The 23,977-nt window shown below is 72.0% G+C and carries 19 protein-coding genes and 1 rRNA gene; 9 read left to right on the top strand and 11 right to left on the bottom strand.

What is annotated here, in order from left to right; all coding sequences use genetic code 11:
- Nucleotides 1-84 (top strand): 5S ribosomal RNA (rrf, locus tag ACWDXC_RS34440); the annotation flags it as partial.
- A gap of 149 nt (nt 85-233) precedes the next feature.
- Here rrf and ACWDXC_RS34435 read toward each other — a convergent pair.
- Nucleotides 234-1,712, bottom strand: coding sequence for a phosphodiester glycosidase family protein (locus tag ACWDXC_RS34435; RefSeq protein WP_449989086.1), 1,479 nt, complete (start codon nt 1,710-1,712; stop codon nt 234-236).
- Nucleotides 1,713-1,991: 279 nt separating this feature from the next.
- On the opposite strand from ACWDXC_RS34435, the gene trpS reads away from it, so the two are divergent.
- Nucleotides 1,992-2,954 (top strand): tryptophan--tRNA ligase, encoded by a 963-nt coding sequence (gene trpS, locus ACWDXC_RS34430; protein ID WP_449989084.1) that lies wholly within the window; start codon nt 1,992-1,994, stop codon nt 2,952-2,954.
- Here trpS and ACWDXC_RS34425 read toward each other — a convergent pair.
- Genes ACWDXC_RS34425 through ACWDXC_RS34415 form a run of 3 tightly spaced genes read right to left on the bottom strand, consistent with a single transcriptional unit; the run spans nt 2,914 to nt 6,366 of the window.
- On the bottom strand, nt 2,914-3,963 hold the full coding sequence (locus ACWDXC_RS34425) for a methyltransferase (RefSeq protein WP_449989082.1): 1,050 nt from the start codon (nt 3,961-3,963) through the stop codon (nt 2,914-2,916). The genes trpS and ACWDXC_RS34425 overlap by 41 nt on opposite strands.
- Before the next feature lie 25 nt (nt 3,964-3,988).
- Nucleotides 3,989-5,611, bottom strand: a complete 1,623-nt coding sequence (locus tag ACWDXC_RS34420) for a PucR family transcriptional regulator (protein WP_357593576.1) — start codon at nt 5,609-5,611, stop codon at nt 3,989-3,991.
- A gap of 56 nt (nt 5,612-5,667) precedes the next feature.
- Entirely contained in the window at nt 5,668-6,366 is a 699-nt protein-coding gene (locus ACWDXC_RS34415) for a TetR/AcrR family transcriptional regulator (protein ID WP_449989079.1), read from the bottom strand.
- 70 nt (nt 6,367-6,436) lie between these two features.
- Here ACWDXC_RS34415 and ACWDXC_RS34410 point away from each other — a divergent pair, with 70 nt between their 5' ends.
- The gene (locus tag ACWDXC_RS34410) at nt 6,437-7,879 is read left to right on the top strand and encodes an MFS transporter (RefSeq protein WP_449989076.1); all 1,443 of its coding nucleotides are present in this window, start codon (nt 6,437-6,439) and stop codon (nt 7,877-7,879) included.
- Here the strand turns inward: ACWDXC_RS34410 and ACWDXC_RS34405 are convergent.
- Together ACWDXC_RS34405 and ACWDXC_RS34400 are read right to left on the bottom strand one after the other, a co-directional pair.
- A complete protein-coding gene (locus ACWDXC_RS34405) occupies nt 7,876-8,577 on the bottom strand; it encodes an alternative oxidase (RefSeq protein WP_449989073.1) in 702 nt (233 codons plus the stop codon). The genes ACWDXC_RS34410 and ACWDXC_RS34405 overlap by 4 nt on opposite strands.
- Nucleotides 8,578-8,798: 221 nt before the next feature.
- Complete coding sequence (locus ACWDXC_RS34400; RefSeq protein ID WP_219509881.1) at nt 8,799-9,071, bottom strand: WGxxGxxG family protein; 273 nt, start codon at nt 9,069-9,071, stop codon at nt 8,799-8,801.
- Between the two features lie 246 nt (nt 9,072-9,317).
- On the opposite strand from ACWDXC_RS34400, the gene ACWDXC_RS34395 reads away from it, so the two are divergent.
- The 3 genes from ACWDXC_RS34395 to ACWDXC_RS34385 all read left to right on the top strand — a co-directional run bounded on the left by ACWDXC_RS34395 (nt 9,318) and on the right by ACWDXC_RS34385 (nt 13,259).
- Nucleotides 9,318-10,598: an aspartate aminotransferase family protein gene (locus ACWDXC_RS34395; RefSeq protein WP_219509880.1), complete on the top strand. Its 1,281-nt coding sequence runs from the start codon at nt 9,318-9,320 to the stop codon at nt 10,596-10,598.
- A complete protein-coding gene (locus tag ACWDXC_RS34390; RefSeq protein WP_357593570.1) occupies nt 10,595-12,100 on the top strand; it encodes a CoA-acylating methylmalonate-semialdehyde dehydrogenase in 1,506 nt (501 codons plus the stop codon). Before ACWDXC_RS34395 ends, ACWDXC_RS34390 begins: the two co-directional genes overlap by 4 nt.
- Nucleotides 12,101-12,161: 61 nt before the next feature.
- Entirely contained in the window at nt 12,162-13,259 is a 1,098-nt protein-coding gene (locus tag ACWDXC_RS34385; protein ID WP_449989070.1) for an extracellular solute-binding protein, read from the top strand.
- Nucleotides 13,260-13,448: 189 nt separating this feature from the next.
- Here the strand turns inward: ACWDXC_RS34385 and ACWDXC_RS34380 are convergent, their stop codons facing one another.
- A complete protein-coding gene (locus ACWDXC_RS34380; RefSeq protein ID WP_246646013.1) occupies nt 13,449-13,625 on the bottom strand; it encodes a hypothetical protein in 177 nt (58 codons plus the stop codon).
- A gap of 232 nt (nt 13,626-13,857) precedes the next feature.
- A complete protein-coding gene (gabT, locus tag ACWDXC_RS34375) occupies nt 13,858-15,186 on the bottom strand; it encodes a 4-aminobutyrate--2-oxoglutarate transaminase (protein WP_357593566.1) in 1,329 nt (442 codons plus the stop codon).
- 91 nt (nt 15,187-15,277) lie between these two features.
- Between gabT and ACWDXC_RS34370 the strand changes: the two genes are divergently transcribed.
- Entirely contained in the window at nt 15,278-16,735 is a 1,458-nt protein-coding gene (locus ACWDXC_RS34370; RefSeq protein ID WP_449989066.1) for a PucR family transcriptional regulator, read from the top strand.
- On the opposite strand, the gene ACWDXC_RS34365 is transcribed toward ACWDXC_RS34370, so the two are convergent.
- The gene (locus ACWDXC_RS34365; protein ID WP_219509874.1) at nt 16,732-17,358 is read right to left on the bottom strand and encodes a TetR/AcrR family transcriptional regulator; all 627 of its coding nucleotides are present in this window, start codon (nt 17,356-17,358) and stop codon (nt 16,732-16,734) included. The two genes, ACWDXC_RS34370 and ACWDXC_RS34365, sit on opposite strands and share 4 nt — an antisense overlap.
- A 231-nt stretch (nt 17,359-17,589) precedes the next feature.
- On the opposite strand from ACWDXC_RS34365, the gene ACWDXC_RS34360 reads away from it, so the two are divergent.
- Both ACWDXC_RS34360 and ACWDXC_RS34355 read left to right on the top strand, forming a co-directional pair.
- The gene (locus tag ACWDXC_RS34360) at nt 17,590-19,017 is read left to right on the top strand and encodes an aldehyde dehydrogenase family protein (RefSeq protein ID WP_219509873.1); all 1,428 of its coding nucleotides are present in this window, start codon (nt 17,590-17,592) and stop codon (nt 19,015-19,017) included.
- A 30-nt stretch (nt 19,018-19,047) separates the two neighbouring features.
- Nucleotides 19,048-21,636, top strand: a complete 2,589-nt coding sequence (locus tag ACWDXC_RS34355; RefSeq protein ID WP_449989062.1) for an NACHT domain-containing protein — start codon at nt 19,048-19,050, stop codon at nt 21,634-21,636.
- Here ACWDXC_RS34355 and ACWDXC_RS34350 read toward each other — a convergent pair.
- Together ACWDXC_RS34350 and ACWDXC_RS34345 are read right to left on the bottom strand one after the other, a co-directional pair.
- Nucleotides 21,617-22,789, bottom strand: coding sequence for a trypsin-like serine peptidase (locus ACWDXC_RS34350; RefSeq protein WP_449989059.1), 1,173 nt, complete (start codon nt 22,787-22,789; stop codon nt 21,617-21,619). The genes ACWDXC_RS34355 and ACWDXC_RS34350 overlap by 20 nt on opposite strands.
- 56 nt (nt 22,790-22,845) lie before the next feature.
- Complete coding sequence (locus ACWDXC_RS34345) at nt 22,846-23,817, bottom strand: trypsin-like serine peptidase (protein ID WP_219509870.1); 972 nt, start codon at nt 23,815-23,817, stop codon at nt 22,846-22,848.
- Nucleotides 23,818-23,977 lie beyond the last annotated feature (160 nt).

The following is a 23,977-nucleotide window of genomic DNA, read 5'->3' as shown; positions in this document are numbered from 1 at the left end:
TACATTCCGAACCCGGAAGTTAAGCTTCCCTGCGCCGATGGTACTGCACTCGGGAGGGTGTGGGAGAGTAGGTCACCGCCGGACAATCTTTCAGAGAGGGCCTCGACATTCAGTGTCGGGGCCTTCTCTGCGTTGTGTGGCGAAGTAGGCCCTCGGGGTGATCCCGGGGGCCTTTTCTGCGTTCTGGAGAAGAACCGGCCCTGCCCCTCGAACGGGGCAGGGCCGGAGGGTGGTCAGCGGGGCGGCAGGACGAGGAGGGCGTCGCCGACGGCGCGTTCGCGGCCGTCTGCCGGCTGGTTGACGACCTTCTTGCCCACGACCATCGCCGTCGACCCGCCGCCGTCCAGGTTGATGGCCTGGGTGGCGCCGAGCCAGCGCATGAGCTGGGCCGCCTCGGTGAAGCTCGCGCCGACCGTGATGCCGGGCTTGCGGCCGTCGATGGTGGCGAGGATGAGGCTGCCGTTGCGGGTGGTGCCCAGCAGGGTGCGCGGGTGGCGGCGCAGGATCATGTTGACCGAGTCGTGGCCGTCGCGCTTGGCCATGATCTTGGTGCGGCCGTTGCGGACCAGGCCGACGCCGCCGGCGACCACGTGAAGGTCGGGCGTCAACTTGATGGTCTTGCCGGTGCGCAGGTCGGTGAGCTTGGTCAGCACCTGGACGGTGCCGCCTTCGACGGCGTGCTCGGCGAGCCAGTCGGCTGCCGCGCCGCTGCCGTGCAGGACGCGCCCGCCCTTGGGCACCGCGTAGCCGGAGGCGCGCACGCCGACGACCTTGCCGGCCGCGTCGAGGACGACGTCGGCGCCGCCGTTCGCGGGGGTCTTGGCGCCGTACTCCTCGGTGTAGAGGACGAGCTCGTCGGTGGCGGCGGCGCGGTTGACGCCGGCGACCGGGGCGCGGGCGCCGTCCTGGGAGACGGCGGTGACGGCCGACTTGAGCTCGGTGATGCGTGCCGTACGCCCGCGCAGGACGACGGCGGAGCGGCCGGGGACGGCCTCGCTGAGCAGGCGGCCCGCGACCACGGAGGCGCCGACGGGCTCGCCGCGCAGCTCCTTGGCGGTGTGGATGTTGAAGAAGCCGCCGTTGATGGCCGCGATGGCGCCCTGCGCCTTGGCCATCGCGGAGACGGTCTCCCGCTTGGCGACGCTGGTGCCCAGGGAGGCGGCGTACGAGCCGCGGAACGTGCGGGCGTCGATCATGACGACCTTGACGTTCCACGGGCCGGTGGTCTTGAGGCCGTCGTCGCCGAGGTAGTCGGTCTTGACCTTGAGCCCGGCCTCCTTGAGTTTCTTGGCCGTCTTGTCGGCCTCGGCCTTGTCCTTGAAGGACCACAGGCCCACCCGGACCATGTAGATCTCCTGGGCGGGCGCGTCGGCGACCTGCGGGCGGATGACCTTCTGCAGGCTCGCGGTCTCGCCCGCGGCCTCGACCTCGGCCACCCTGGCCTCCGCGGTGGCGCGGGTGCCGTAGTCGCGGCCGCTGGGCATGAGCACGGTCACCGTGTAGCCGTCGGTGGCGCTGCCGGCCTTCACGTCGTACAGGTCGATCCCGGGCGCGACGGCGGTCATGGTCTTGGTGGGCACCGAGCGGGGGCCGAGCGGGAACTTGGCCGACGGGAACTTCACCGCCACCTGCTCCGCGGCGGCGCCTGGCACGGTGGTCACCGTGAACGTCGCGGCCATGGCCAAGCCGGCGACGATGGTGCGTCGAGACATCAGAACTCCAGAGGGCGGAAAACAATCCGACCCATCCTGGCGTGATCTTGGTCCCGGGGTCCTCGAAACACGCCAAACGGTGGAAGAGGTTACGAGATTGACACCGGGTATGGCTGGCATCTTTGATCCGCCCATACAATGGGTGCATGAAGCGCATCAGCATGTGGTGGTGGCCGCGAGACGGCCACTGACATCCGCATGCACGGGCCGTCCTCAGGGCGGCCCGGCGCGACGCGCTCCTCCCTGGGACGGCATGAGACACCTCAGGAGGAGCAGAGCATGAACCACGTCGTTCTCACCGGTGACCGCCCGACCGGGCCGCTGCATCTGGGCCACTACTTCGGCTCGCTGGCCAACCGGGTGCGGCTGCAGGACACGTACGAGATGTATGTGTTGATCGCCGACTATCAGGTGATCACCGATCGGGATCTGCCGGGGGCGATCCAGCAGAACATCGACGCGTTGCTGCTGGACTACCTGGCGGTCGGCATCGACCCGGCGAAGGTGACGATCTTCCAGCACAGCGCGATCCCCGAGCTCAACCAGTTGATGCTGCCGTTCCTGAGCCTGATCTCGGTGGCCGAGCTGGGGCGCAACCCCACGGTCAAGGACGAGATCGCGCACAGCAGCCAGCAGGTGGTGAGCGGGCTCATGTTCACCTATCCGGTGCACCAGGCGGCCGACATCCTTTTCTGCAAGGGCACGCTGGTGCCCGTCGGCAAGGACCAGTTGCCGCACGTCGAGACGACCAGACTGGTGGCGCGGCGGTTCAACGAGCGGTACGGGCCGGTGTTCCCGGTGCCCGAGGCGATGATGGGCGAGCAGCCGCTGCTGCCGGGGCTGGGCGGCGGCAAGATGAGCAAGAGCCGGGGCAACGCGATCGCGCTGTCGGCCACCGAGGACGAGACGGCGGCGCTGATCCGCAAGGCGCCCACCGACTCCGAGCGGCTGATCACGTTCGACCCGGAGAACAGGCCGGGCGTGGCGAGCCTGCTCACGCTGGCGTCCCTGTGCCTGGGGCGGACGCAGCAGGAGCTCGCCGACGAGATCGGCGACGGGGGCGCGTCGCGGCTCAAGGCGCTGGCGACCGAGGCGGTCAACGAGTTCCTGGCCCCGATCAGGGCGCGGCGCCGCGAGCACACCGTGGCGGAGGCCAGGGAGGTGCTCGCCGAGGGCAACGCGGCGGCCCGCGAGCGGGCGATCAAGACGCTGGACGAGGTACGTGCCGCGATGGGGTTCTAGCGAGGGCGAGCTGGGTGACGGGGGAGCGCCAGGGGCGGCGGTGGCGCGGCCGGTCGAAGCCCGCCTCCCGCAGCAGGTCCGCGACCTGCGCGAACGCGCGCACCCGGCCGCCGCCGGCGACGAGGTAGTTGAGGTCCAGCAGCCGCATCAGGCCGCGGCTGGCCCGCCCGGGTAAGAGGCGGTCGCCGAACTGGTCGCCGATGGCCACGACGCCGCCGGGGTTCAGGGCGGCGGACACCCGGCGCAGCAGCGCCGCCGTCTCGGCGTCGTCGAGCAGGTGGATGACGTTGAACAGCAGGACGACGTCGTAGCCGCCGCCCAGGTCGCCGTCCAGGAACGAGCCGGCCCGCAACGTCAGGCGGGGGTGCTCGGCCGCCGACAGGAGCGCCTGCGGCAGGTCGAGCACGGTGGCGCGCAGCGCCGGATGGCGGCGCAGCAGCGCCACGCTGTAGAGGGCGTGGCCGCCGCCCACGTCGAGCAGCCGCCGGGCGTGCCGGGGGACGGGGATGGCGCGGGCCGCCGCCGGGGCCTGCTGCCCGGCGAGCGCCGCCGTCCACGCCTGGAACGAGCGCGACAGCTCCGGGTCCTGCTCGGTCAGCGTGTAGAGGGGGACGGGCGGCGTGCCGTCGCGGACGGCCTTCTCGGTCTCCGGCCAGATCACGCACGCCGTACGCTCCCAGAACGTGAGCCCCTCCAGCAGGCTGGTGGCCGAGCCGGTGACGAGCCAGCGGCGGGAGGCGCGCGTGAGCGCGTAGCGCCCGCGCCGCCGGCGCAGGTAGCCGAGCGCGGCGAGGCTGTCGAGCAGCACCCGGGCGGCGCGCCCGTCGAGGCCGCGGGCGGCGGCCAGCTCGTCGCCGGTCAGCGGCCCGTCGCGCAGCGCGTCGAACAGGCCCAGCCGCGCCGCCGCGATGATCGCGTGCACGCCCAGGGCGGCGAAGTAGTCGAACATCGGGGGCACGAGCGACAGCCGGTGGGCCGCCGCCTCCAGGGGGTTGTAGAAGAGGGGCACACCGCAGACGCTAGGCGGCGCGACCTCATTCGGGACGGGCGTTGCGGCGGAACGACTCCAGGGCCAGCAGTGCGACGTGCAGCGACAGGCAGGACTCCGAGTCGTCCAGGTCGGTGTCGAGGATGCGCTCCAGGCGGCGCAGCCGGTCGTAGAAGGCGGGCCTGGACAGGTGGGCCTTCTGCGCGGCCACGGCCTTGTTGCGCCCGGCGTCGAGGTAGATGCGCAGGATGCGGGTCAGGTCGCCGCCGCGCTGGGCGTCGTGCGCCAGCAGCGCGCCCAGCTCGCGCTCGGCGAACGTCTGCAGCCTGGCGTCGTCGCGCAGCAGGTGGAGCAGCCCGCGCAGGCGCAGGTCGGGCAGCCGGTAGAAGGGGCGGCCGTCGGGCTGGCGGACCGCGACGTCGGCCACCTGCTCGGCCTCCAGGAAGCTGCGCCGCACGTCGCGGATCGACTCGACCACCGAGCCGGAGGCGAGCACGAACGCGCCGCCGGACTTCGACAGGGCGCGCAGCCGCTCGGCGAGCGAGGTCAGCGCGGGCTCGACGGCGGTGCGCGGCGGCAGCGGCAGCAGCACGCCCACGCGGTCCTGGTCGAGGGCGCCCACGAGGGCGGGCAGCCGGGCCTCGCGGCAGGCGGCGGCGGTGGCCTCGGCCAGCTCGCCGAGCTCGGCCTGCCCGTCGAGCGCCTGCTCGGCCAGGTCGGTCGGGCGGATGACGACGCTGACGAGCCTGCGGCCGGTGAGCGGGACGCCGACGGCCCTGGCGCGGGCGGCGGCCTCGTCGGGGTCGGCGTAGGCGTGGGTGAGGATGCCGGTGATGATCGTGCCGTGCGCCTGGCGTTCGAGCGATTCCTGATGGCGTTCCAGCAGGCGGCCGAGGGCGAGCGTGGTGGCGGCGCGCTCGGCCAGCACGAGCTCGCGCGGCGACGGCTGGGCGTCGCACAGCAGGATGAGGCGCCCCCAGTCCTGGCCGCGGGCGCCGACGGTGGTGACGAGCCAGCCGGAGGCGGCGTCGTAGGCGGTGCGCTCGGCCGGGGCGACCGCGCGGGACCTGGTCTCCCAGCCGGCCAGCAGCGTGCCGGTGTCGCGGCCCGCCGACTCGCAGGCCAGCACCTGGTGGGCGAGGTTCTCCAGCAGGACCGGGCGGCCCGACAGCCGGGAGACCTGGGCCAGCACCTCGGCCGGCGAGGCGCCCTCGACCGACAGCTCGGTGAACACCTCGTGCAGTTGCTCGGAGGCGCGCAGCTCCTCCAGCTGGATGTCGATGATCCGGGCGTGGACGGCCTCGGTGATCTGCACGAACGGGGTCTCGCGGGTCAGCACGACCAGCGGCAGCCCGTGCTCCTCGGCCGTCTTGACCACGGCGCGGGGCAGCTCGTGGACGAAGCGGCGGCCCAGCTCGACGATGAGGCCGGAGACGCCGACGGACGACAGCTCGCCGATGTAGTCGGCCAGCTTGTCGGGGTCGTCGGGCAGGGCCACGCCGGTGGTGAGCACCAGCTCGCCGCCGCGCAGCAGTTGCGCGATGTCGGCGATCTCGCCCACGTGCACCCACCGCACGCGGGTGTCGAGCCGGTCCGCGCCCGCGACCACGCGCGGGTTGCCCCGGCGGACGCTCTCCAGGGCGAGGATGTCGGCGATGGTGGGGAGCACGAGGCGAGCCTATCCGATCAGCTTGTAAGATCGAGTCCGCACAGGCTGACAATCTGCTAGGCGACCAGGCGTGCCGTGAGCCCGTCGAGCACCGCGTCGAGCCCGAAGCTGAAGGCGATCTCGCGCACCGAGTCCATGTCGGAGTTGTGCACCTCGTTCATGCGGCTGGCCAGGTCCGGATAGTCGGCGGCCAGCAGGGCGACCGACTCGCGGATGCTCTCGTCGGGGTAGTCGCTCTCGGCGACCTTCTGGGCCCAGGCGACCTCCGGGATCGTGATGCCGAACACGTACGAGGTCAGCGTGGTGTTGGCGTAGTCGATCTCCAGCCCTTCGAAGCCGGCCAGGTGGAAGCTCCTGCGCAGGGTGTCGGCGGCGCCGAGCGCGTTGGGGCCGAGCGCGGGCAGGCGGCCGATGAGCGAGGCCGACCAGGGGTGGCGCAGGATCACCCGGCGCATGTCGTGGGCGAAGGCCGACGCGGTGACCCGCCAGGTCTCCGCCGTGGGCTCGGGCAGCCGCAGCTCGCCCCAGATCTCGTCGTAGACCAGCTCCAGCAGCTCCTCCTTGTTGGCCACGTACCAGTAGATGCTGGTCGCGCCCGCGCTCAGCTTGGCGCCGAGCCTGCGCATGCTGAGCCCGTCGAGGCCGTCGGCGTCGAGCAGCTCGACGGCGGCGTGGACGATCTCGTCGCGGCTGCGGCCGGTGCTCTTGGCGGGACGGGCTTCCCGGAGCCAGACGGTGCTGAACTGCTTGGTCATGCTCCCAGGATAATTCCACTCGCACACTGTACGAGTGTTGTCGTACAGTGTGCGAGTGGAATCGAACGCTGTGCGAGACCCCCGTCGCTGGTGGGTCCTCGCCGTACTCTGTCTGTCGCTGCTCGTGCTGTCCGTCGACGGCACGGTGCTCAATCTGGCCATCCCCTCGCTGATCGAGGACCTGGGCGCGACGCCGTCCGACATCCAGTGGATCCTGGACTCGTACGTGCTGGCCTTCGCCGGGCTGCTGCTGACGGCGGGAAGCCTGTCCGACCGGTTCGGCCGCCGGAAGTTCCTGATCATCGGGCTGGCGCTGTTCGGCGGGGCCTCGGTGCTGGCCGTGCTGTCCGGGGAGCCGTGGCAGCTCATCTGGTCGCGCGCGCTCATGGGCGTCGGCGGGGCCATCCTGATGCCGTCGACGCTGTCGATCCTGATGACGGTCTTCGACGCGGACGAGCGGCGCAAGGCCATGGCCATCTGGGGCGGCGTGGCGATGATCAGCGTGATCATCGGGCCGACGCTCGGCGGCTTCCTGCTGGAGCACTACTGGTGGGGGTCGGTGTTCCTGCTGAACATCCCCATCGCGCTGATCGCCATCGTGGCCGCGCTGGTGCTGATGCCGGAGACCCGCAGCGCCGGGCGCCCGATCGACCCGGTGGGCGTGGTGCTGTCGGTGGTCGGGCTGACCGCCGCCGTCTACGTGATCATCGAGCGGGTCTTCGACCCGGTGATCATCGCGCTGGCCGTGGTCACGCTGGGCGTGTTCGTGTGGTGGGAGCGCCGCTCGGCCCATCCGATGCTGCCGCTGCGGCTGTTCAGGAACCGCAACTTCAGCGGGGCGTCGTTCTCGATCCTGCTCATGGCGTTCGGGGCCGGGGCCGTGATGCTGATGCTGACGCAGTACCTGCAGTTCGTGCTGGGCTACGGGGAGACGAAGGCCGGGCTGGCCCTGCTGCCCTACGCCGTGGCCGCGGCGATCTTCAACGGGGTCGGCGCCGGGCTCGGCAAGAGGGTCGCCAACCGGACGCTGATCGCCTCCGGGCTGGCCGTCATGGCCGGTGGGTTCCTGGTGATGGCCACCACCACCGGCTATCTGGGGCTGCTGATCGGGCTCGTGCTCATGGGCGTCGGCGGCGGCCTGGCCGGACCGTCGGCGTACGCGTCGCTGATGAACGCAATCCCGCTGGAGCACGCCGGGGTGGGCTCGGCCATGAACGACACCGTCCAGCAGGTCGGCCTGGCCCTGAGCATCGCCGTGCTGGGCAGCGTGCTGGCCGGGGTGTTCACCTCGTCCATGCCCGCGGGCGCGCCCGAGGCGGCCAGGGAGTCGATCGGCGTCGCGTTCCGGACGCCCGAGCTGGTCGAGCCGGCCAAGGCGGCGTTCACCGACGCGATGCACGTCGGCTGCTTCGTGGGCGCCGGGTTCTGCCTGGCCGCGGCGCTGCTCGCGCTCCTCGTGCTCCGGCCCGCCGCCACCGCGCCGGACACCGCGCCCGAGCCGGTGAGCGCCTAGCGGATGCGGGGCTCGCGCATGCTCCGCAGGCTGTCGAGCTTGTGCGTCCGCTCGTCGTGGCCGATCTGCCGCAGCAGGTCGGCCACCGAGCGGTAACGGCCGTACTCGGCGGCGTAGGCGCCCGGGTCGGGGACGAAGTCCAGGTTCGGGTTGTCCGCCACGAACGTCATGTACTCGTGCTCGGCGTGATCCTCGAACTCGGCGTTGAGCCGGTAGCTCCAGTCGGGCCGGACCAGGAACAGCACCCACGACACGTGGTAGTAGAAGAACGCGATCAGCCAGGGCGCGGCCCGGTGCAGCAGCCAGCCCTGACGGTGCCCGGAGCGCTGCACCAGGTCCTGCATGATGAGCAGGTGCCACTGCTCGTTGTCCTGGTCGGCGCGGGCCTCGACGATGCGCTCGAAGACCCGGCGGGCCAGCGCCGAGCGGCCTCTGTGGCGGTGCACCGCCCAGTAGCCCATCCGTTCCCACGCCTGGTAGGGCACCCGGGCGATGATCTCCAGCATGGCGAACTTCGTGTACGAGCCCTCCTTGCCGTACATGAGGTCCACGGGCTTGAACATCATCCTGGCCAGCAGGCTGTACTTCATGCGCGGGGTGGCGAGCGTGTCCTGCTGGGCCTGGCGGAGCTGGTCGCGGTCGAGCTTGGGCGGTCCGGGGTGGGTGGTGGCGGGGGCGTGGTCCAGGGCGAGCGTCATGCCGGTCTCCTCGGGTCTGCTGTGGTGATGACCCGATGGTGGCGGACCGGACCCGCGCCGGTCGTCGCCCGCGAGTGGGCTTTGCGGGTGCCTCCGGCGGCGTAGCCCGTACGCCGGCCGTACGCCCGCAGGCGGACGGGTGATCCCCTAAGGGACGGGGGGCCGGTGGACGGGGGATCCCCGTGCCGGGCTCGCCGGCACGGGGATCCCGCGCGAGGACCTTACGGGTTGCGGTGCGGCCGGTTGGTCATGTGCTCGGCCGTGCCGACCTGGCTCTTCTGCTTGCGCATGCCGGTCAGGCCCAGCAGCCCGAGCAGGCCCAGCAGGCCCCACAGGCCGGCGTTGCTGCCGCCTTCGTCCCGGGTGTCGGTCGGCTGAGGTGACGGATTGACCTGGCTCTGCGCGGCCTGAACGGGTGTGTCCGCCGTGGCGGCCGCGGCCGGGGCGAGCGTCAGGAAGAAGGCCAGCCCCAGACCCGTGAGCGTCTTGCGCATTGGGTTCCCCCGATCCGGCGGTCTTACGACGGTCGCCAGACCGCCTGTCGCGTCTTCTGGACGGTGCTCCAGAAGGCTTCCCCCTGGAGGGGCGATCTCACATATTCCCTGCTAGACGTAGCCATACCATCACCCATCCCGACGAAACCTCTTCTCGGCCCCGGGTCGACAGTATGTAAGCCAATTCGGCGACAGGCCGACATCTTGCCGTTCCGGGGAAGTCGCGGCAACAGCGATACTCAAGACATGTCCGAGCTTCTCGCGCGCCACAGGGCCGTGATCCCCGCCTGGGTGAGCCTCAACTACGACGAGCCCATCGAGATCGTCAGCGGCAAGGGCAACCGTGTCGTCGACGCCGACGGCAAGAGTTACCTCGACTTCTTCGCCGGCATCCTGACCAACATGATCGGCTACGACGTGCCGGAGGTGCGCGAGGCCGTCGAGCGCCAGCTCGCCACCGGCGTCGTCCACACCAGCACCGTCTACCTGCTGCGCGGCCAGGTCGAGCTCGCCGAGAAGATCGCCAGGCTGTCCGGCATCCCCGACGCCAAGGTGTTCTTCACCAACTCCGGCACCGAGGCGAACGAGACCGCCCTGCTCCTGGCCACCTGCGCGCGCAAGAGCGACCAGGTGCTCGCCATGCGGCAGAGCTACCACGGCCGCAGCTTCGGCGCCATCGGCGTCACCTCCAACCGGGCCTGGAAGAACAACTCGCTCTCCCCGCTCAACGCGCACTTCCTGCACGGCACCGACCGGCACCTGACCCAGTTCAAGGGCCTGTCCGACGCCGACTACATCCGCGCGTGCACCGAGGACCTGCGCCACGTGCTCGCCACCGCCGTCGCGGGCGACGTCGCCGCGCTCATCGCCGAGCCGATCCAGGGCGTGGGCGGGTTCACCATGCCGCCCGACGGGCTGTTCGCCGCCTACAAGGAGGTCCTGGACGAACAGGGCATCCTGTTCATCTCCGACGAGGTGCAGACCGGCTGGGGACGCACCGGCAGCGCGTTCTTCGGCATCCAGAACCACGGCGTGACGCCCGACATGATGACGTTCGCCAAGGGCCTGGGCAACGGGTTCGCCGTCGGCGGCGTCGTGGCGCGCGGCGACCTGATGGACGTCCTGCCCGCCGTCGGCCTGGCGACGTTCGGCGGCAACCCGATCTCCATGGCCGCCGCCAACGCCACCCTCGACTACGTCCTCGACCGCGACCTCCAGGCCAACGCCGCCAGGACCGGCAAGATCATCATCGACGGCCTGCGCGAGGCCGCCGCCCGCCTGCCCATTGTCAAGGAGGTGCGCGGCAAGGGACTGATGTTCGCCGTCGAGCTGGAGAGCCCGGCCCAGGCCGCCCGCTTCATGGAGGAGACCAAGAAGGCCGGCCTGCTCGCCGGCAAGGGCGGCCTGTACGGCACCGCGATCCGCATGGCGCCGCCGCTCACCCTGACCGTCGACGAGGCCGCCGAGGGGCTCGGCATCATCGTCGGCGCGCTCGAAGTCATCAACGCGGAGGCGGCGCAGCAGTGAAGTCAGTCAAGCACTGGATCGGCGGAAAGCTCGTCGACGGTGACCCCCGTACGAGCGAGATCTTCAACCCGGCGACCGGGGAGGTCAGCGGCACGGTCGCGATGGCGTCGGCGGCCGACGTCGACGCGGCGGTCGCCGCCGCGGCGGCCGCGTTCCCCGCGTGGCGCGACACGTCGCTGGTCAGGCGCGCGCACGTGCTGTTCCGCTTCCGCGAGCTCCTGTACGCCCACCGCGACGAGATGGCGGCGCTGATCTCCGCCGAGCACGGCAAGGTCCACTCCGACGCGCTCGGCGAGGTGGCCCGCGGGCTGGAGGTCGTGGAGTTCGCCTGCGGCATCCCGCACCTGCTCAAGGGCGGCTTCTCCGAAGGGGTGTCCACCCGCGTGGACTCCTACTCGATCCGGCAGCCGCTCGGCGTCGTCGCCGGGATCACGCCGTTCAACTTCCCGGCCATGGTGCCGATGTGGATGTACCCGATCGCGATCGCGTGCGGCAACGCGTTCGTGCTCAAGCCGTCGGAGAAGGACCCGTCGGCGTCGCTGCTCATGGCGCGGCTCTGGCAGGAGGCCGGGCTGCCCGACGGCGTGTTCAACGTCGTGCAGGGCGACAAGGTGGCGGTGGACCGGCTGCTGGAGCACCCCGAGGTGCGCGCCGTCTCGTTCGTCGGCTCCACCCCGATCGCCCGGTACGTCTACGAGACCGGATCGGCCCACGGCAAGCGGGTCCAGGCGCTCGGCGGCGCCAAGAACCACATGCTCGTGCTGCCCGACGCCGACCTCGACCTGGTGGCCGACTCCGCGGTGTCGGCCGGGTTCGGCTCGGCGGGCGAGCGGTGCATGGCGATCTCCGTCGTGCTGGCCGTCGACCCCGTCGGCGACGAGCTCGTGCAGAAGATCGTCGAACGGGTCGAGCGGCTGACCATCGGCCCCGGCGACGACCCCGCCTCCGAGATGGGCCCGCTCGTCACCGGCCCGCACCGCGACAAGGTCGCCTCCTACCTCGACGTGGCCGTCGAGGAGGGCGCCAAGGTCGTCGTCGACGGCCGCGAGACGCCGGTGCGCGGCGGCGGCAAGGCGTCGGAGACGCCCGGGTTCTGGCTCGGGCCGACCGTCGTCGACCACGTCAGGCCCGGCTCGCGGGTGCACGTCGAGGAGATCTTCGGCCCCGTCCTGTCGATCGTCCGCGTCGGCTCGTACGAGGAGGGCGTCGAGGTCATCAACGCCGGCGAGTACGGCAACGGCACCGCGATCTTCACCAACGACGGCGGCGCCGCCCGGCGCTTCCAGAACGAGATCGAGGTCGGCATGATCGGCATCAACGTGCCGATCCCGGTGCCGATGGCGTTCTACAGCTTCGGCGGCTGGAAGTCCTCGCTCTTCGGCGACACGCACGCCCACGGCACCGAGGGCGTGCACTTCTACACCCGCGGCAAGGTCGTCACCTCCCGCTGGCTCGACCCGTCCCACGGCGGCGTCAACCTGGGGTTCCCGACGAACAAGTAGGTTGTCCACAGGCGGGCGGGCTTCGGCTCCGCCCGCCCGGGGCCCCGGTAAGCTCCAGGGCGTGGATCTCCGACGCGCTCCCGCCCTGGCCCTGGCCGCCCTGGCGATGCTGGCCGGCACCGGCGCGGCCACGCCGTCGCCCAAGCCCACGACGAGCCCCACGCAGCGCGACGGCACCCTGCAGATCCTCGCCTACCGGGGCTATGCCGAATACGGCGGCACCAGCCCGCAGGCCAACTGGACGGGCACGTTCGAGAAGGAGACCGGCTGCCGGGTGGCCCGGCTCGACACGGTCTCCACGCCCGAGGAGATGGCCGCCCGCGTCGCCGAGCGGCCCTACGACGTGATCGCCGCCGATCCGGTGCTGGCCGCCTCCATGATCGAGGCCAAGCAGGTGCAGCCCATCGACACGGCCGAGATCGAAGGCTACGACGACCTCTTGGAGCCGCTGCGCGAGCTGGTGAGCGACTCCGGCAAGGCCTACGGGGTGCCGTTCCTGTGGGGCTATCACGAGTTCCTCTACGATCCGGAGCGGGTCAAGGGCGGCGACCTGGGCCAGGTGCTCAAGGCCGGGCGCGTGATGCTCAAGGACAGCCCGCTGACGCTGGCCGACGCGGCGCTCGTCGACGACGCCGTCGACCGGCCGTTCGAGCTGACCGCCACCCAGCTCGACCGGGTGGCGGAGGGGCTGGAGGGCCAGGAGGACCGCACCTACTGGAAGAACCCGCTCGACCTGATCAAGGGCTTCGCCACCGGCTCGATCGACTACGCCCAGGCGACGCCCTACCACCGGATGCTGCTGGAGAAGGCCGGCAAGAAGGTCAAGGCGGTAGCCGCGCGCAAGGCCACCGGGTGGGCCGACTCGTGGATGCTCGGGTCCGGCGTCACCGACACGGGCTGCGCCTACCTCTGGCTCAACCGGATGACCGACCCCGGCTCCCAGCGTGACGCCGCCGCGTGGCTCGGGCTGGCGCCGGCCAATACCAAGGCGTGCAAAGGCCGCGCCAAACCCGTCTGTGAGGCGTACGGTGCGACCAGGTCACCACGGCTCGACCGCATCGCCTTCGCGGTGCGGCCGCCGGGCGACTGCCGTCCGCCGGAAGGAGAGTGCGTGGACTACGCCACCTGGACCGCCCGGTGGCGCGAGCTCGCGAAGTGACGGCCGGCCGGTGACCTCGCCCGCGGCGGGCGCGCCCTATCCCCCCGCTGAGCGCGCCTGCTGAGACGCCCCCGGGCGGTCCCCCCGCCCTGGGGCGTCTCGTCTCCCGAGAGGCGGCCCCGGTGGGTACGGGGCTGTGCGCGTGGCCGGTGTTGGCGTGGCCAGTGCGGCCTGGTCAGTGCGCCGTGGTCAGCGTGACGGGAAGGCCACGACGGTGGCCAGCGGCGACGGGATGAGGGCTTCGGCGCAGTCGGTGCAGGCCAGGGCCGTCATGTCGTCGGGGAAGCGACCCACCCGCACGCGCGGACGCGGCCACCGCTTGTGGCAGACGACGCAGGCGTCGCCCTGGCGCTGCGCCCAGCTCATGCCCTCAGGGTCGAACGTCAACATCTCCCCAGCCGTTCTGGTCGGACCCCAGTTCATCACGCTCCCCGCGGCGCTCGCCCGGCTTCATGTCGGATCCGTTATAACCCCGGCCGCGTCCGTGCTCCGCTAGCTTCGCGTCAAGGCCAGGTGATTTCTCTACCCGGACGACAGGTCTTACACCAACAAAATCGGGCATCCAGCAACAAGCTGGATGCCCGATTTGCGGGTTTATCTACAGGCTGGCGAAAGCCTTCTCCAGGATGCCGAGCCCCTCTTCAAGCAGGTGCTCGGGCATCACCAGCGGCGGCAGGAAGCGCAGCACGTTGCCGTACGTGCCCGCGGTCAGCACCAGCAGCCCCTCCGCGTGGCAGCGCCGGACGACCTCCTGGACGGCGGCCGGGTTCGGGTCCTTGGTGCCCGGCACGACGAGCTCGACGGCGATCATCGCGCCGCGTCCCCGGACGTCGCCGATCACGTCGAAGCGCTCGCTCATGGCCAGCAGCCGCGGGATCATCACGTCCCCGATGCGGCGGGCGCGGCCGACCAGGTCCTCCTCCTCGATGGTCTCCAGCACGCCCAGCGCCGCCTCGCAGGCCAGCGGGTTGCCGCCGTAGGTGCCGCCGAGGCCGCCCGCGTGCACGGTGTCCATGAGCTCGGCCCGGCCCGTCACCGCGGCGAGCGGCAGGCCGCCCGCGATGCCCTTGGCGGTGCAGATGATGTCGGGCACCACGCCCTCGTCCTCGCAGGCGAACAGGTCACCGGTGCGCGCGAAGCCGGTCTGCACCTCGTCGGCCACGAACACGATCCCGTTGGCGCGGCAGAACTCGGCGATCCTCGGCAGGAAGCCCTTGGCGGGCTCGATGAAGCCGCCCTCGCCGGCGATCGGCTCGATCACCACGGCGGCCACGTTCTCGGCGCCGATCTGCTTGCCGATCATGTCGATGGCCTGGGCGGCGGCCTCCTCGGCGCAGTTCTCGGGGCCCGTCGGCCAGCGGAACGGGTAAGCCAGCGGCACCCGGTAGACCTCGGGCGCGAACGGGCCGAAGCCCTGCTTGTACGGCATGTTCTTGGCCGTCAGCGTCATCGTGAGCAGAGTGCGGCCGTGGTAGCCGTGGTCGAACACGACGACCGCCTGGCGGCCGGTGGCGAGCCTGGCGACCTTGACCGCGTTCTCCACGGCCTCGGCGCCGCTGTTGACCAGGAACGTGCGCTTCTCGTGGTCGCCCGGCGTGAGCTCGTTCAGCTTCTCGCACACGCGCACGTACGACTCGTACGGGGTGACCATGAAACAGGTGTGGGTGAAGTCGGCGGCCTGCTTCTGGACGCGCTCGACCACCTTGGGGGCGGCGTTGCCGACGTTGGTGACGGCGATGCCGGAGCCGAAGTCGATCAGCGAGTTCCCGTCGGCGTCCTCCAGCACGCCGCCGCCGGCGCGGGTCACGAAGACCGGCAGCGTGGTGCCGATGCCCGGGGGGACGGCGGCCTGCTTGCGGGCCAGCAGCTCCTGCGACTTGGGGCCGGGGATGGCGGTGACGAGGCGACGCTCCTGGGGAATGCTCATGGCTCTGACGGTACGGTGGCCGCCCGCCTGCTCCGATAGGGCGATATGGCACACTGTGGGTGCTCACCTTTGCCGGAATGGACAACTCGCGATGGCGCCTTCGCTGCGGACCGTGGTGCGGCGGATGGGGCTGCGGTCGCTGGCCGGCCCGCTGGACTCGGCCGTGCGCTGGGTGGCGGTCAGCGAGCTGGAGGATCCGACGCCGTTCCTGGAGGGTGACGAGCTGCTGCTCACCACCGGGATGCGCCTGGAAGGTGATTTTTCCGGCTATGTTGCCCGGTTGGTGGCGCGGGGCGTGGCCGGGCTCGGCTTCGGGGTCGGGCTCTCCCACGAGGAGGTGCCGCCCGCGCTCGTGGCCGCCGCAGAGGAGGCCGGGCTGCCGCTGCTGGAGGTGCCCCGGGAGACGCCGTTCATCGCCATCGGCAAGACGGTCGGCGAGCTGCTGGCCGCCGAGCAGTACGAGGAGATCACCCGCGCGTTCGCCGCGCAGGGGCGGCTGACGCGGGCGGCGCTGCGGCCCGAGGGGCTGCACGCGGTCGTCGACCGGCTGGCCGCCGAGGTCGGCGGCTGGGCGGTGCTGCTGGACGAGACCGGGCAGGTGCGTCACGCCACGCGCGGGGCACGGGCCGAGGCGGTGACGGGGGAGCTCGGCCGGCTGCGCGGCACGCGGATGCCCGCCAGCCTGTCGCTGTCCGGGCCCGAGGGCCACGTCGTGCTCCAGCCGCTAGGCGGCGGGGCGCGGCCGCGCGGGTACTTCGCCGTGGGGGCGCGGGAGGCGTTCACGCCGGTCGCCCACACGGTGATCAACGCGGCCGGGTCGCTGCTCACGCTCGCCCTGGAGCAGGGCGGCGCGCAGCGGGAGGCCGCCCGGCGGGTCCGGCAGGCGGTGCTGGAGCTGCTGCTGGCGGGGGAGGACGAGCGGGCGCGGGCGGTGCTGGACGCGCTCGGCGGCCGGCTGCCCGGCGAGCCGTTCGCCGTGCTGGCCGTCCCGGCGGAGGCCCTGGAGAGCGTCGAGGCCACGGTGTTCGCCACCCGCCTGCCCCGCGCGGCGGGCGGCGGCGCGCCGGTGGAAGGAGGGGCGGCCGGTGGCGCCGGCGTCGTGCTGGTGGAGGAAGGGGCGGCCGACGAGGTCGCCGGGGCGGTCGAGGGGGCCGTGGGGGTGAGCACCGCCTGCCGCTACGGCGAGCTGCGGGCCGGGATCGACCAGGCCGTGCGGGCCCGCGCGGCGAGCCGGGGCGGCGTGGTGCGCTTCGCCGAGCTGGCCGGGCAGGGGCTCGTCGGGCTGCTGGACCCGGCCGTGGCGCAGGCGTTCGCGACCGCGCTGCTGGGACCGCTCACCGCCTACGGGGCGCGGCCCGACCTCGTCGCCTCGCTGCGCGCGTACCTGGAGTGCAACGGGCACTGGGACGCGGCGGCGCAGCGGCTGGGCGTGCACCGGCACACGCTGCGCTACCGGATGCGGCGGGTCGCCGAGCTGCTGGGACGCGATCTCGACGACCCCGCGGTGCGGGCCGAGCTGTGGTTCGCCCTGGAGGCGGCCAGGCGCTAGGCGCGCTCCACCAGGTAGCAGCAGATCGTGGCCGTGGTCACCGCCTCGAAGGTGCGGCCGTCACGCAGGTGACCGGCGCGTTCGAGGCTGATCGCGCCCTGGGCGGCGGCCCAGAGGGCGTCGGCGATCTTGCGGGGCTGGGTGGGGACGAGCCGCCCCGCCGAGATGCAGTCGGCGATCACCCGGTCGAAGATGTTGAGCGCCGCCCGGGCGAGGGTGCGGGCGCGCTCGCTGGGTTCGAAACCGGGGATCGCCCGCTCGAACATGAGGCTGTAGTAGCCGGGCTCCGACAGGCACGCCTGCCGGTAGGCCGGGGCGAGCGCCGTCAGGTGCTCGAAGGGGTCGCGGCGCTGCGGCACCGCGTCGAGGATGCGCCGGAAGCGCTCGAACCCCTCCAGGTAGAGGGCTTCGGCCAGCCCCTCCCTGTTGCCGAACATCGTGTAGATGACGGTGGTGGTGCAGCCGGCCTCGGTGGCGATCCTGCGCATCGTGAGGCTGTCGGCTCCGTCGGTGACCAGCAGGTTCACCGCGACGTCCAGCAGTCTGGAACGAAGCTCGTCCTGGCCGGCCCGTTCGCCCAGCAGGTAGGCGCCCTGGAGCCCAAGCGGCGCCGAGGAGGTCATGGGCCCACGCCTTTCTGCTCGGGGGCCCGCCGCGCTGAGGGACCCGCATCGATGACTTAGCCAGGGCAGAGACCGTTCAAACCGCTCCGCATCGTAAACATCCTGAATTAGGCCTACTTCTGTTACACAGTGGGTATACAAGAGGGCTTGTACGTAACGGTGGGGCCAGGCGGGAGTCTTGTGCAGCCTGGTGTAAATCCCCCTCTGTCCGCTTGGCATAACGTCGTGGGTATGGACGTGCGTACCTTCTGGCTCGCCGGACGCCCCGCCACCGGGGACGCCGAGCTGAGCGTGACCAATCCGCTCGACGGGCGCGAGGTCGGCCGATACTCGGTGCCGACCGGCGAGCAGGTCGAGGAGGCGATCGCGGCCGCGCGGGCGGTGGCCGGCGAGGCCGCCGCGCTGCCGGTGCACGTGCGCGCCGAAGCGCTCGCGCACGTGTCGCGGCGGCTGGCCGAGCGGGCCGACGAGCTCGCCCACCTGATCACCGCCGAGAACGGCAAGCCGATCTTCTGGGCGCGCGGCGAGGTCGGCCGCGCGATCTCCACGTTCCGGTTCGCCGCCGAGGAGACCCGGCGCTGGTCCGGCGACGTGCAGCGGCTCGACACCGAGCCCGCCGCCGCCGGGCGGCTGGCCTACGTCTCGCGCGTGCCCAAGGGGCCGGTGCTGGCGATCACGCCGTTCAACTTCCCGCTCAACCTGGTCGCGCACAAGGTCGCGCCCGCCATCGCGGTCGGCGCGCCGGTCATCGTCAAGCCCGCGCCCGCCACGCCGCTGTCGTCGCTGGTGCTCGGCGAGATCCTGGCCGAGACCGACCTGCCCGCCGGCATGTTCTCGGTGCTGCCCATCGAGAACGAGCGCGCCGCCGCGCTCGTCGCCGACCCCCGGCTGCCCGTGGTGTCGTTCACCGGCTCGGCCCCCGTCGGCTACGCCATCGCCGACCAGGTGCCGCGCAAGCACGTGACGCTGGAGTTGGGCGGCAACGCGGCAGCCGTGGTGCTGGCCGACGCTGACCTCGACTGGGCGGCCAAGCGGGTGGCGCTGTTCTCCAACTACCAGGCCGGGCAGAGCTGCATCGCCGTGCAGCGGGTGATCGTCGAGGAGCCGGTGTACGACGCGTTCGTCGAGCGCCTGCTCCCCGCCGTCGCCGGGCTCGTCACCGGTGACCCGGCCGACGAGAAGACGCAGGTCGGCCCGCTCGTCTCCGAGGCCGCCGCCGAACGGGTCGAGCAGTGGGTGCGCGAGGCCGTCGACGCCGGCGCCCGCGTGCTGGCCGGCGGCACCCGGGAGGGCGCCACGATCGCCCCGACCGTGCTCGCCGACGTCCCGGCCGACGCCAAGGTCTCCCGCGAGGAGGTCTTCGGCCCCGTCATGGTGCTGCAGAAGGCCGCCTCGATCGACGAGGCGTACGCGATGGTCAACGACTCGGCCTACGGGCTGCAGGCCGGGGTGTTCACCCGGTCGCTGGACGCCGCCTTCCGGGCCAACCGGGAGCTGGAAGTCGGCGGCGTGATCATCGGTGACGTGCCGTCGTACCGGGCCGACCAGATGCCGTACGGCGGGGTCAAGGACTCCGGGATCGGCCGTGAGGGCCTGCGATCGGCGATGGAAGATCTTACTTACGAGAAAGTGATGGTATTGACGGGTATCACCCTTTGACCAACGGCCCATCCAAGGCGGCGATGCTGCATGGGGGACAAATACCGGTACATCGATGCTGTCCGATTACTCGGCGGCGCTGATCCGGCGCTCGAAGCGCTGGTCAGCACCGGAACCGTCGCGCTCCTGCCCGTCGCGGGGGTGATGGAGGCCCGCGCGGCCCTGGTCAAACTCGGGGCCGAGCTGCTGGGACGCTGGCGCGAATGGCGTCCCGGCAGCACCTGGCGCTCCCGTACCGACAGGTTCGAGGCCGCGCACGCCGTGCTCGTCGTCACCGCCTACGTCGAGGCCGTCGACACGCTCGACCTGCCGTTCGCGCCCGGCGAGCTGCACGCGGGCGAGGGCGGCGGGCGGCACTACTGGGAGCTGGCCGCGCCGCTGTGCCCTTCGCCGCACACCTCCTTCGACGAGACCGTGGCGGCCGTGCGCGGCTACTACCTCGGGCTCGGTCAGCAGTTGCTCGCCCACGTCAGGGAGCTGGGCCTGTGGGAGCGGCTCGGCGACCACGACCGGCAGTGGACCGCCGCCGCCTACGGGGACGAGCTGGCCGAGATGGCCGTGCTCCGCTACACCGACCGCTTCCGCACGCTGGCGAGGGACGTGCCGGAGCTCGCGTTCTGGGCGGGCATCGCCGACCACCAGCCGAGCCTGCCCGGCATGGCCGAGCTGGAGCGGCTCATCTCGCTCGTCGCCACCGGCGAGCCGCTGCCCGAGCGGGCCGCCGCGCTCGACCGGCTGCACCAGGCGGCGCTCGTCCGGCCCATCGCCGAGACCGGCGCCCTGCCGATCGGCCTGCGGCTGCCGACGCTCGCGCAGGCGTACGTGACCCCGCAGTTCAGGGCGGCGCGGATCGCGCCCGGCGACGACCCGAGCGGCGACGCCTGGTGGGAGGGGCACCCGATCCGCTCCGACCTGCCCGTGTTCCTGGCCGGGTTCCTGACCTCGTCGGCGGCGGCCGAGGCGCCCCTCCTCGTGCTCGGCCAGCCCGGCTCCGGCAAGTCGGTGCTGAGCAAGGTGCTCGCCGCCCGCCTGCGCGACGCGCCGTTCCTGCCGATACGGGTGCCGCTGCGTGAAGTGTCGGCCGGAGCGGGCATCCAGGAGCAGATCGAGGAGGCCGTCCACCACCTGAGCGGCGAACGCCAGGACTGGCCGGCCATCGCCAGGTCGGCCGGCGGCGCGCTGCCCGTGATCATCCTGGACGGGTTCGACGAGCTGCTCCAGGCCACCGGCGTGCGCCAGTCGGACTACCTGATGAAGGTCGCCAGGTTCCAGCACGAGGAGGCCGACGCCGGGCGGGCCGTCGCCGTCGTCGTCACCTCGCGCACCGCCGTCGCCCACCGTGCCGGGCTGCCCGAGGGCACCGTGGTCACCCGGCTGGAGCCGTTCGGCCCCGACGCCACCCGGCGCTGGCTCGAGGTGTGGAACGCCGTCAACGCCGACTACTTCCCGGCCGCCGGGCTGGAGCCGTTCACCCTGGACGTGGCCATGACCCAGCGGCACCTGGCGGGCTCACCGCTGCTGCTGCTCATGCTGGCCTTCTACGACGCCGACGGCAACGCGCTGCGCCGCGAACCGGGCACCCTCGGGCAGGCCGAGCTGTACGAGCGGCTGATGACCCGCTACGCCGAACGGGCGCTGGAGAAGCTCCACCCGCGCGAGCAGGTGGCCAGGCAGGTGGAGCTGGAACTGCTGCGGCTGTCGTTCGTCGCCTCCTCCATGTTCAACCGGGGACGGCAGTGGGCCACGGTCGAGGAGGTCGACGCCGACCTGGAGGTGCTGCTGCCCGAACGGCGGCGCGAGCCCGCGCCGGTCCGGCGGCACGGCGGCGGGCACGAGGCCGTGGCCAGGTCCTTCTTCGTGCACCGCGCCCAGGTCGTGCGCGACGGCGAGGTGCTGCACACCTTCGAGTTCCTGCACGCGACGTTCGGCGAGTTCCTCATCGCCCGGCTCGTCGCCTCGCTGCTGCGCGAGCTGGTCGCCCAGGAGTCGAGCCTGGTGCTCACCGGCGTGCACGACGGGCTGCTGCGCACCGTGCTGTCCTGGGCGACGCTGGCCTCACGGCTGCCCGTGGTCTCGTTCCTCCAGGAGCTGGCCGACGACCCCGACCGGTGGCGGGCGGTGGTGCTGCGGCTGTTCCGGGAGCTGGACGCGCGCGAGGACTCCGCCATCGCCGCCTACCGGCCGTGGATCGCCGGGCCGCAGCGCCGATACGCCTACTACTCGGCCAACCTCATGGTGCTCGCCCTCGTGTGCGCCCCCGAGCTGCGGGCCAGCGAGTTCATGCCCGGACACGAGGACGTGGTGACCGAGTGGCGCAGCTACGCCCTGCTGTGGCGCTCGCAGTGCGCGCTCGCCGAATGGCAGAGCCTGGTGGACCTGGTCGCCGTGCGCCCGGTCTGGTCGCAGGACGACCTGCGGGAGCTGCACCTGAAGCTGTCGCTGCCCGACCTCTGGGAGCCCGCGCCGTACAGCTGGTCGTGGGCCGGGATGGACAAGCTCCTGACGATCGCGCAGCTCCGCCGCCAGATCATGTTCTCGGCCCTGCCCGACGAGGGCGCGCTGCTCGCCCTCTACGTCGACGACCTGCGCCGCCCGGAGGTCAGGCGCGCTCCGCCGTGAGGAACAGCTTCCTTGCCGCCTCGCCCAGGAACGGGCCGTACATGGTGCGCTGGTCGTTGCTGTACTTGAAGCTGCTCAGCGACGTGATCGTGCCCTTGCCGGTGGCGCTGTCGAACCCCGACATCCACGGCCCGCCGCTGGAGCCCGCCGTCATGTCGCAGCCCAGCCCCTGGTCGTGGGTGTCGCCGTAGGGGTCGTCACGCAGCTTGCCGGCGCAGTAGACCAGGTGGCTGCCGTCGTAGGGCGGGTCGGCCGGGTAGCCGAAGCCGAACGCGTGGCCGCCGCGCTTGGCGTTGAAGGCGATCTCCTGGGTGCCCACGACGTCGGCCACGTGCTTGCCGCCGGACGTGGCCAGCGCCACCATGCCCACGTCGTAGCTGTCGTCGGCGCTGCGCGACCACGGGCCCGCCACGAACATGCGGCGGGCCGTCCACTGCCCGTACGGCTTGCGGCCCGAGGTGCCGTAGGCGGGGACGAACGTCCAGTTCTGCGCCCAGGCGCCGGTGCCGTCCTTGACGCAGTGGCCGGCGGTGAGGACGACGTCGCGGTTGGCGCTGCGCACGGTGCTGGCCGAGCAGACGAAGTCGACGCCCGACATGGTGAGGAAGACCCGGCCGGTGGTCCTGGCCACCGCGCCGCCGACGGCCCACCGGGAGCCGGAGGTGGTGGCCAGCGGGCGGGACGACTGGTGCTGCGGGCGCGGCTTGACGGGGGCCAGCTCGATCGAGCGGTTGGCCAGCTGCGGGGCGGCGCCGAGGCCCGTGCCCCCGGTCAGGCCGTTGAGCGTGCCGGTGAGCTTGCTGGAGCTGGTGAGATCGGTGAGGTCCTTCTTCAGCTCCGTCACGCCGAGGCCCTTGGTCCCGCCGGACTCCTTGGCGTCGGTGAGGCCGCCCAGCAGGCCGCCCTGGGTGACCAGGCCGAGCAGGCTGATCGGCAGCGCCTTGGACATGCGCTGCGGGGTCCAGTAGTCGAGCACCCGGCGCTGGTCGGCCGGGCCGCGGGCGGCGACGTGCTCGACGATGTCGCCGTGCGCCGCGGCGGGGACGGCGACCTGGCGGCCGGGGTGCTGCTCGGGGGCGGCGCCGATCAGCGCGGGCCCCAGGAGTCCGGCGACCAGGGGCGCGGCCGCCAGCACGGGGGTGGTCAGCGTCATGCCCCCCGAGTGTGCACCACGAGATGTGTTCTTGTGACTACTTTCGGTAAATTACCTCAGGTCGTGGCGGTGTTCTGGGCGGCCTCGTAGACCGATTGGGCTTCCGTCCCGAAATAGGGGCCGAACATCCAATTGGGGGCGAAGCTGTATTTGAAGCTGTTGACCGAGTTCTGCGTGCCGAGACCGGTCGCCTCGTTGAAATTCAGCATCCACGGACCGCCGCTCGCACCGCCGGTCATGTCGCACGTCAGGCCGAGGTCCTGGCTCAGCAGGAAGTCGTCGAAGGCCCGGCCGCTGCAGTAGACGAGCGCGGACCCGTCGTACGGCGCCGCCGCCGGGTAGCCGAACGCGTACATCTGACGGCGCCTGGGCTGGTTGAACGCGACGCCCTGGCCGCCCACCACGTCGGTCAGCGAGCGCCCCTCCAGAGGTGCGACCACGGCGGCGGCGACGTCGAAGTTGATGTCCTCGGTGGCGTTCCACTCCTGGGTGGTCAGCAGCCGGGTGGCCGGCCAGGTGCCGAACGGCCGCTGCCCGGCGTCGTAGCCGGGGACGAAGACCCAGTTCGTGTGGAAGGCGCCGCCCATCTTCACGCAGTGCCCGGCGGTCAGCACGACGCTCTTGTTGGCGCTGGTCACGGCGCTGCCCGAGCAGGAGGCGTTGCGCCCCTGGGTGGTGAAGAACACCCGGCCGGCGGCCTTGGCGACCACGCCGCCGCCGGTCCACGGGCGGCCGCCGCTGTTGGGCGCCTGCCGTAGTTGCACGCCGGAGGCGCCGGTGGGCGGGGCGGTCCACGGGGCGCCCTCGGTCGGCTTGCCGGCGGTGGCGGCGGCCTTGGCGTGCGGCGCGGCCACGTCGAGCGGCCGGGCCGCGGCCATCCTGGCGGGCGTCCAGTAGTCGAGGACGGCCTGCCGCTCGCGGTCGGAGTCGGCCGCCGCCCGTTGCGCGGGCCTGGGCTCCGCGTGTGCGGGCGCGGCCGGGAGCAGGGCGAGGGTCAAGGCGGCGAGCAGGGTGACTCCGCGGTGCATTTTTCTACCTCCCGGGACCGGATCTCGGGTTGGAAGGTAACTGCGCAATATCGCGATTTCTCGGCTTATGCGGATTCGGATATGGGGATATTCCGGCATTTGCATACTGGGTGCTCTGGGGTCACTCCGGTTGACCACCTGGGCCTCCCGGTGCCCGCGC

The organism is Nonomuraea sp. NPDC003214 (assembly GCF_053590035.1).
Note: the sequence above shows the minus strand (reverse complement) of the source record. Positions and strands in the feature narration are given on the sequence as shown.

What these genes read in the sequence shown, in the direction of transcription:
- ACWDXC_RS34435 (WP_449989086.1), bottom strand. Translation starts at nt 1,712, where the DNA reads ATGTCTCGACGCACCATCGTCGCCGGCTTGGCCATGGCCGCGACGTTC.
- trpS (WP_449989084.1), top strand. Translation starts at nt 1,992, where the DNA reads ATGAACCACGTCGTTCTCACCGGTGACCGCCCGACCGGGCCGCTGCAT.
- ACWDXC_RS34415 (WP_449989079.1), bottom strand. Translation starts at nt 6,366, where the DNA reads ATGACCAAGCAGTTCAGCACCGTCTGGCTCCGGGAAGCCCGTCCCGCC.
- ACWDXC_RS34405 (WP_449989073.1), bottom strand. Translation starts at nt 8,577, where the DNA reads ATGACGCTCGCCCTGGACCACGCCCCCGCCACCACCCACCCCGGACCG.
- ACWDXC_RS34400 (WP_219509881.1), bottom strand. Translation starts at nt 9,071, where the DNA reads ATGCGCAAGACGCTCACGGGTCTGGGGCTGGCCTTCTTCCTGACGCTC.
- ACWDXC_RS34395 (WP_219509880.1), top strand. Translation starts at nt 9,318, where the DNA reads ATGTCCGAGCTTCTCGCGCGCCACAGGGCCGTGATCCCCGCCTGGGTG.
- ACWDXC_RS34380 (WP_246646013.1), bottom strand. Translation starts at nt 13,625, where the DNA reads ATGAGCTGGGCGCAGCGCCAGGGCGACGCCTGCGTCGTCTGCCACAAG.
- gabT (WP_357593566.1), bottom strand. Translation starts at nt 15,186, where the DNA reads ATGAGCATTCCCCAGGAGCGTCGCCTCGTCACCGCCATCCCCGGCCCC.
- ACWDXC_RS34370 (WP_449989066.1), top strand. Translation starts at nt 15,278, where the DNA reads ATGGCGCCTTCGCTGCGGACCGTGGTGCGGCGGATGGGGCTGCGGTCG.
- ACWDXC_RS34365 (WP_219509874.1), bottom strand. Translation starts at nt 17,358, where the DNA reads ATGACCTCCTCGGCGCCGCTTGGGCTCCAGGGCGCCTACCTGCTGGGC.
- ACWDXC_RS34360 (WP_219509873.1), top strand. Translation starts at nt 17,590, where the DNA reads ATGGACGTGCGTACCTTCTGGCTCGCCGGACGCCCCGCCACCGGGGAC.
- ACWDXC_RS34355 (WP_449989062.1), top strand. Translation starts at nt 19,048, where the DNA reads ATGGGGGACAAATACCGGTACATCGATGCTGTCCGATTACTCGGCGGC.
- ACWDXC_RS34350 (WP_449989059.1), bottom strand. Translation starts at nt 22,789, where the DNA reads ATGACGCTGACCACCCCCGTGCTGGCGGCCGCGCCCCTGGTCGCCGGA.
- ACWDXC_RS34345 (WP_219509870.1), bottom strand. Translation starts at nt 23,817, where the DNA reads ATGCACCGCGGAGTCACCCTGCTCGCCGCCTTGACCCTCGCCCTGCTC.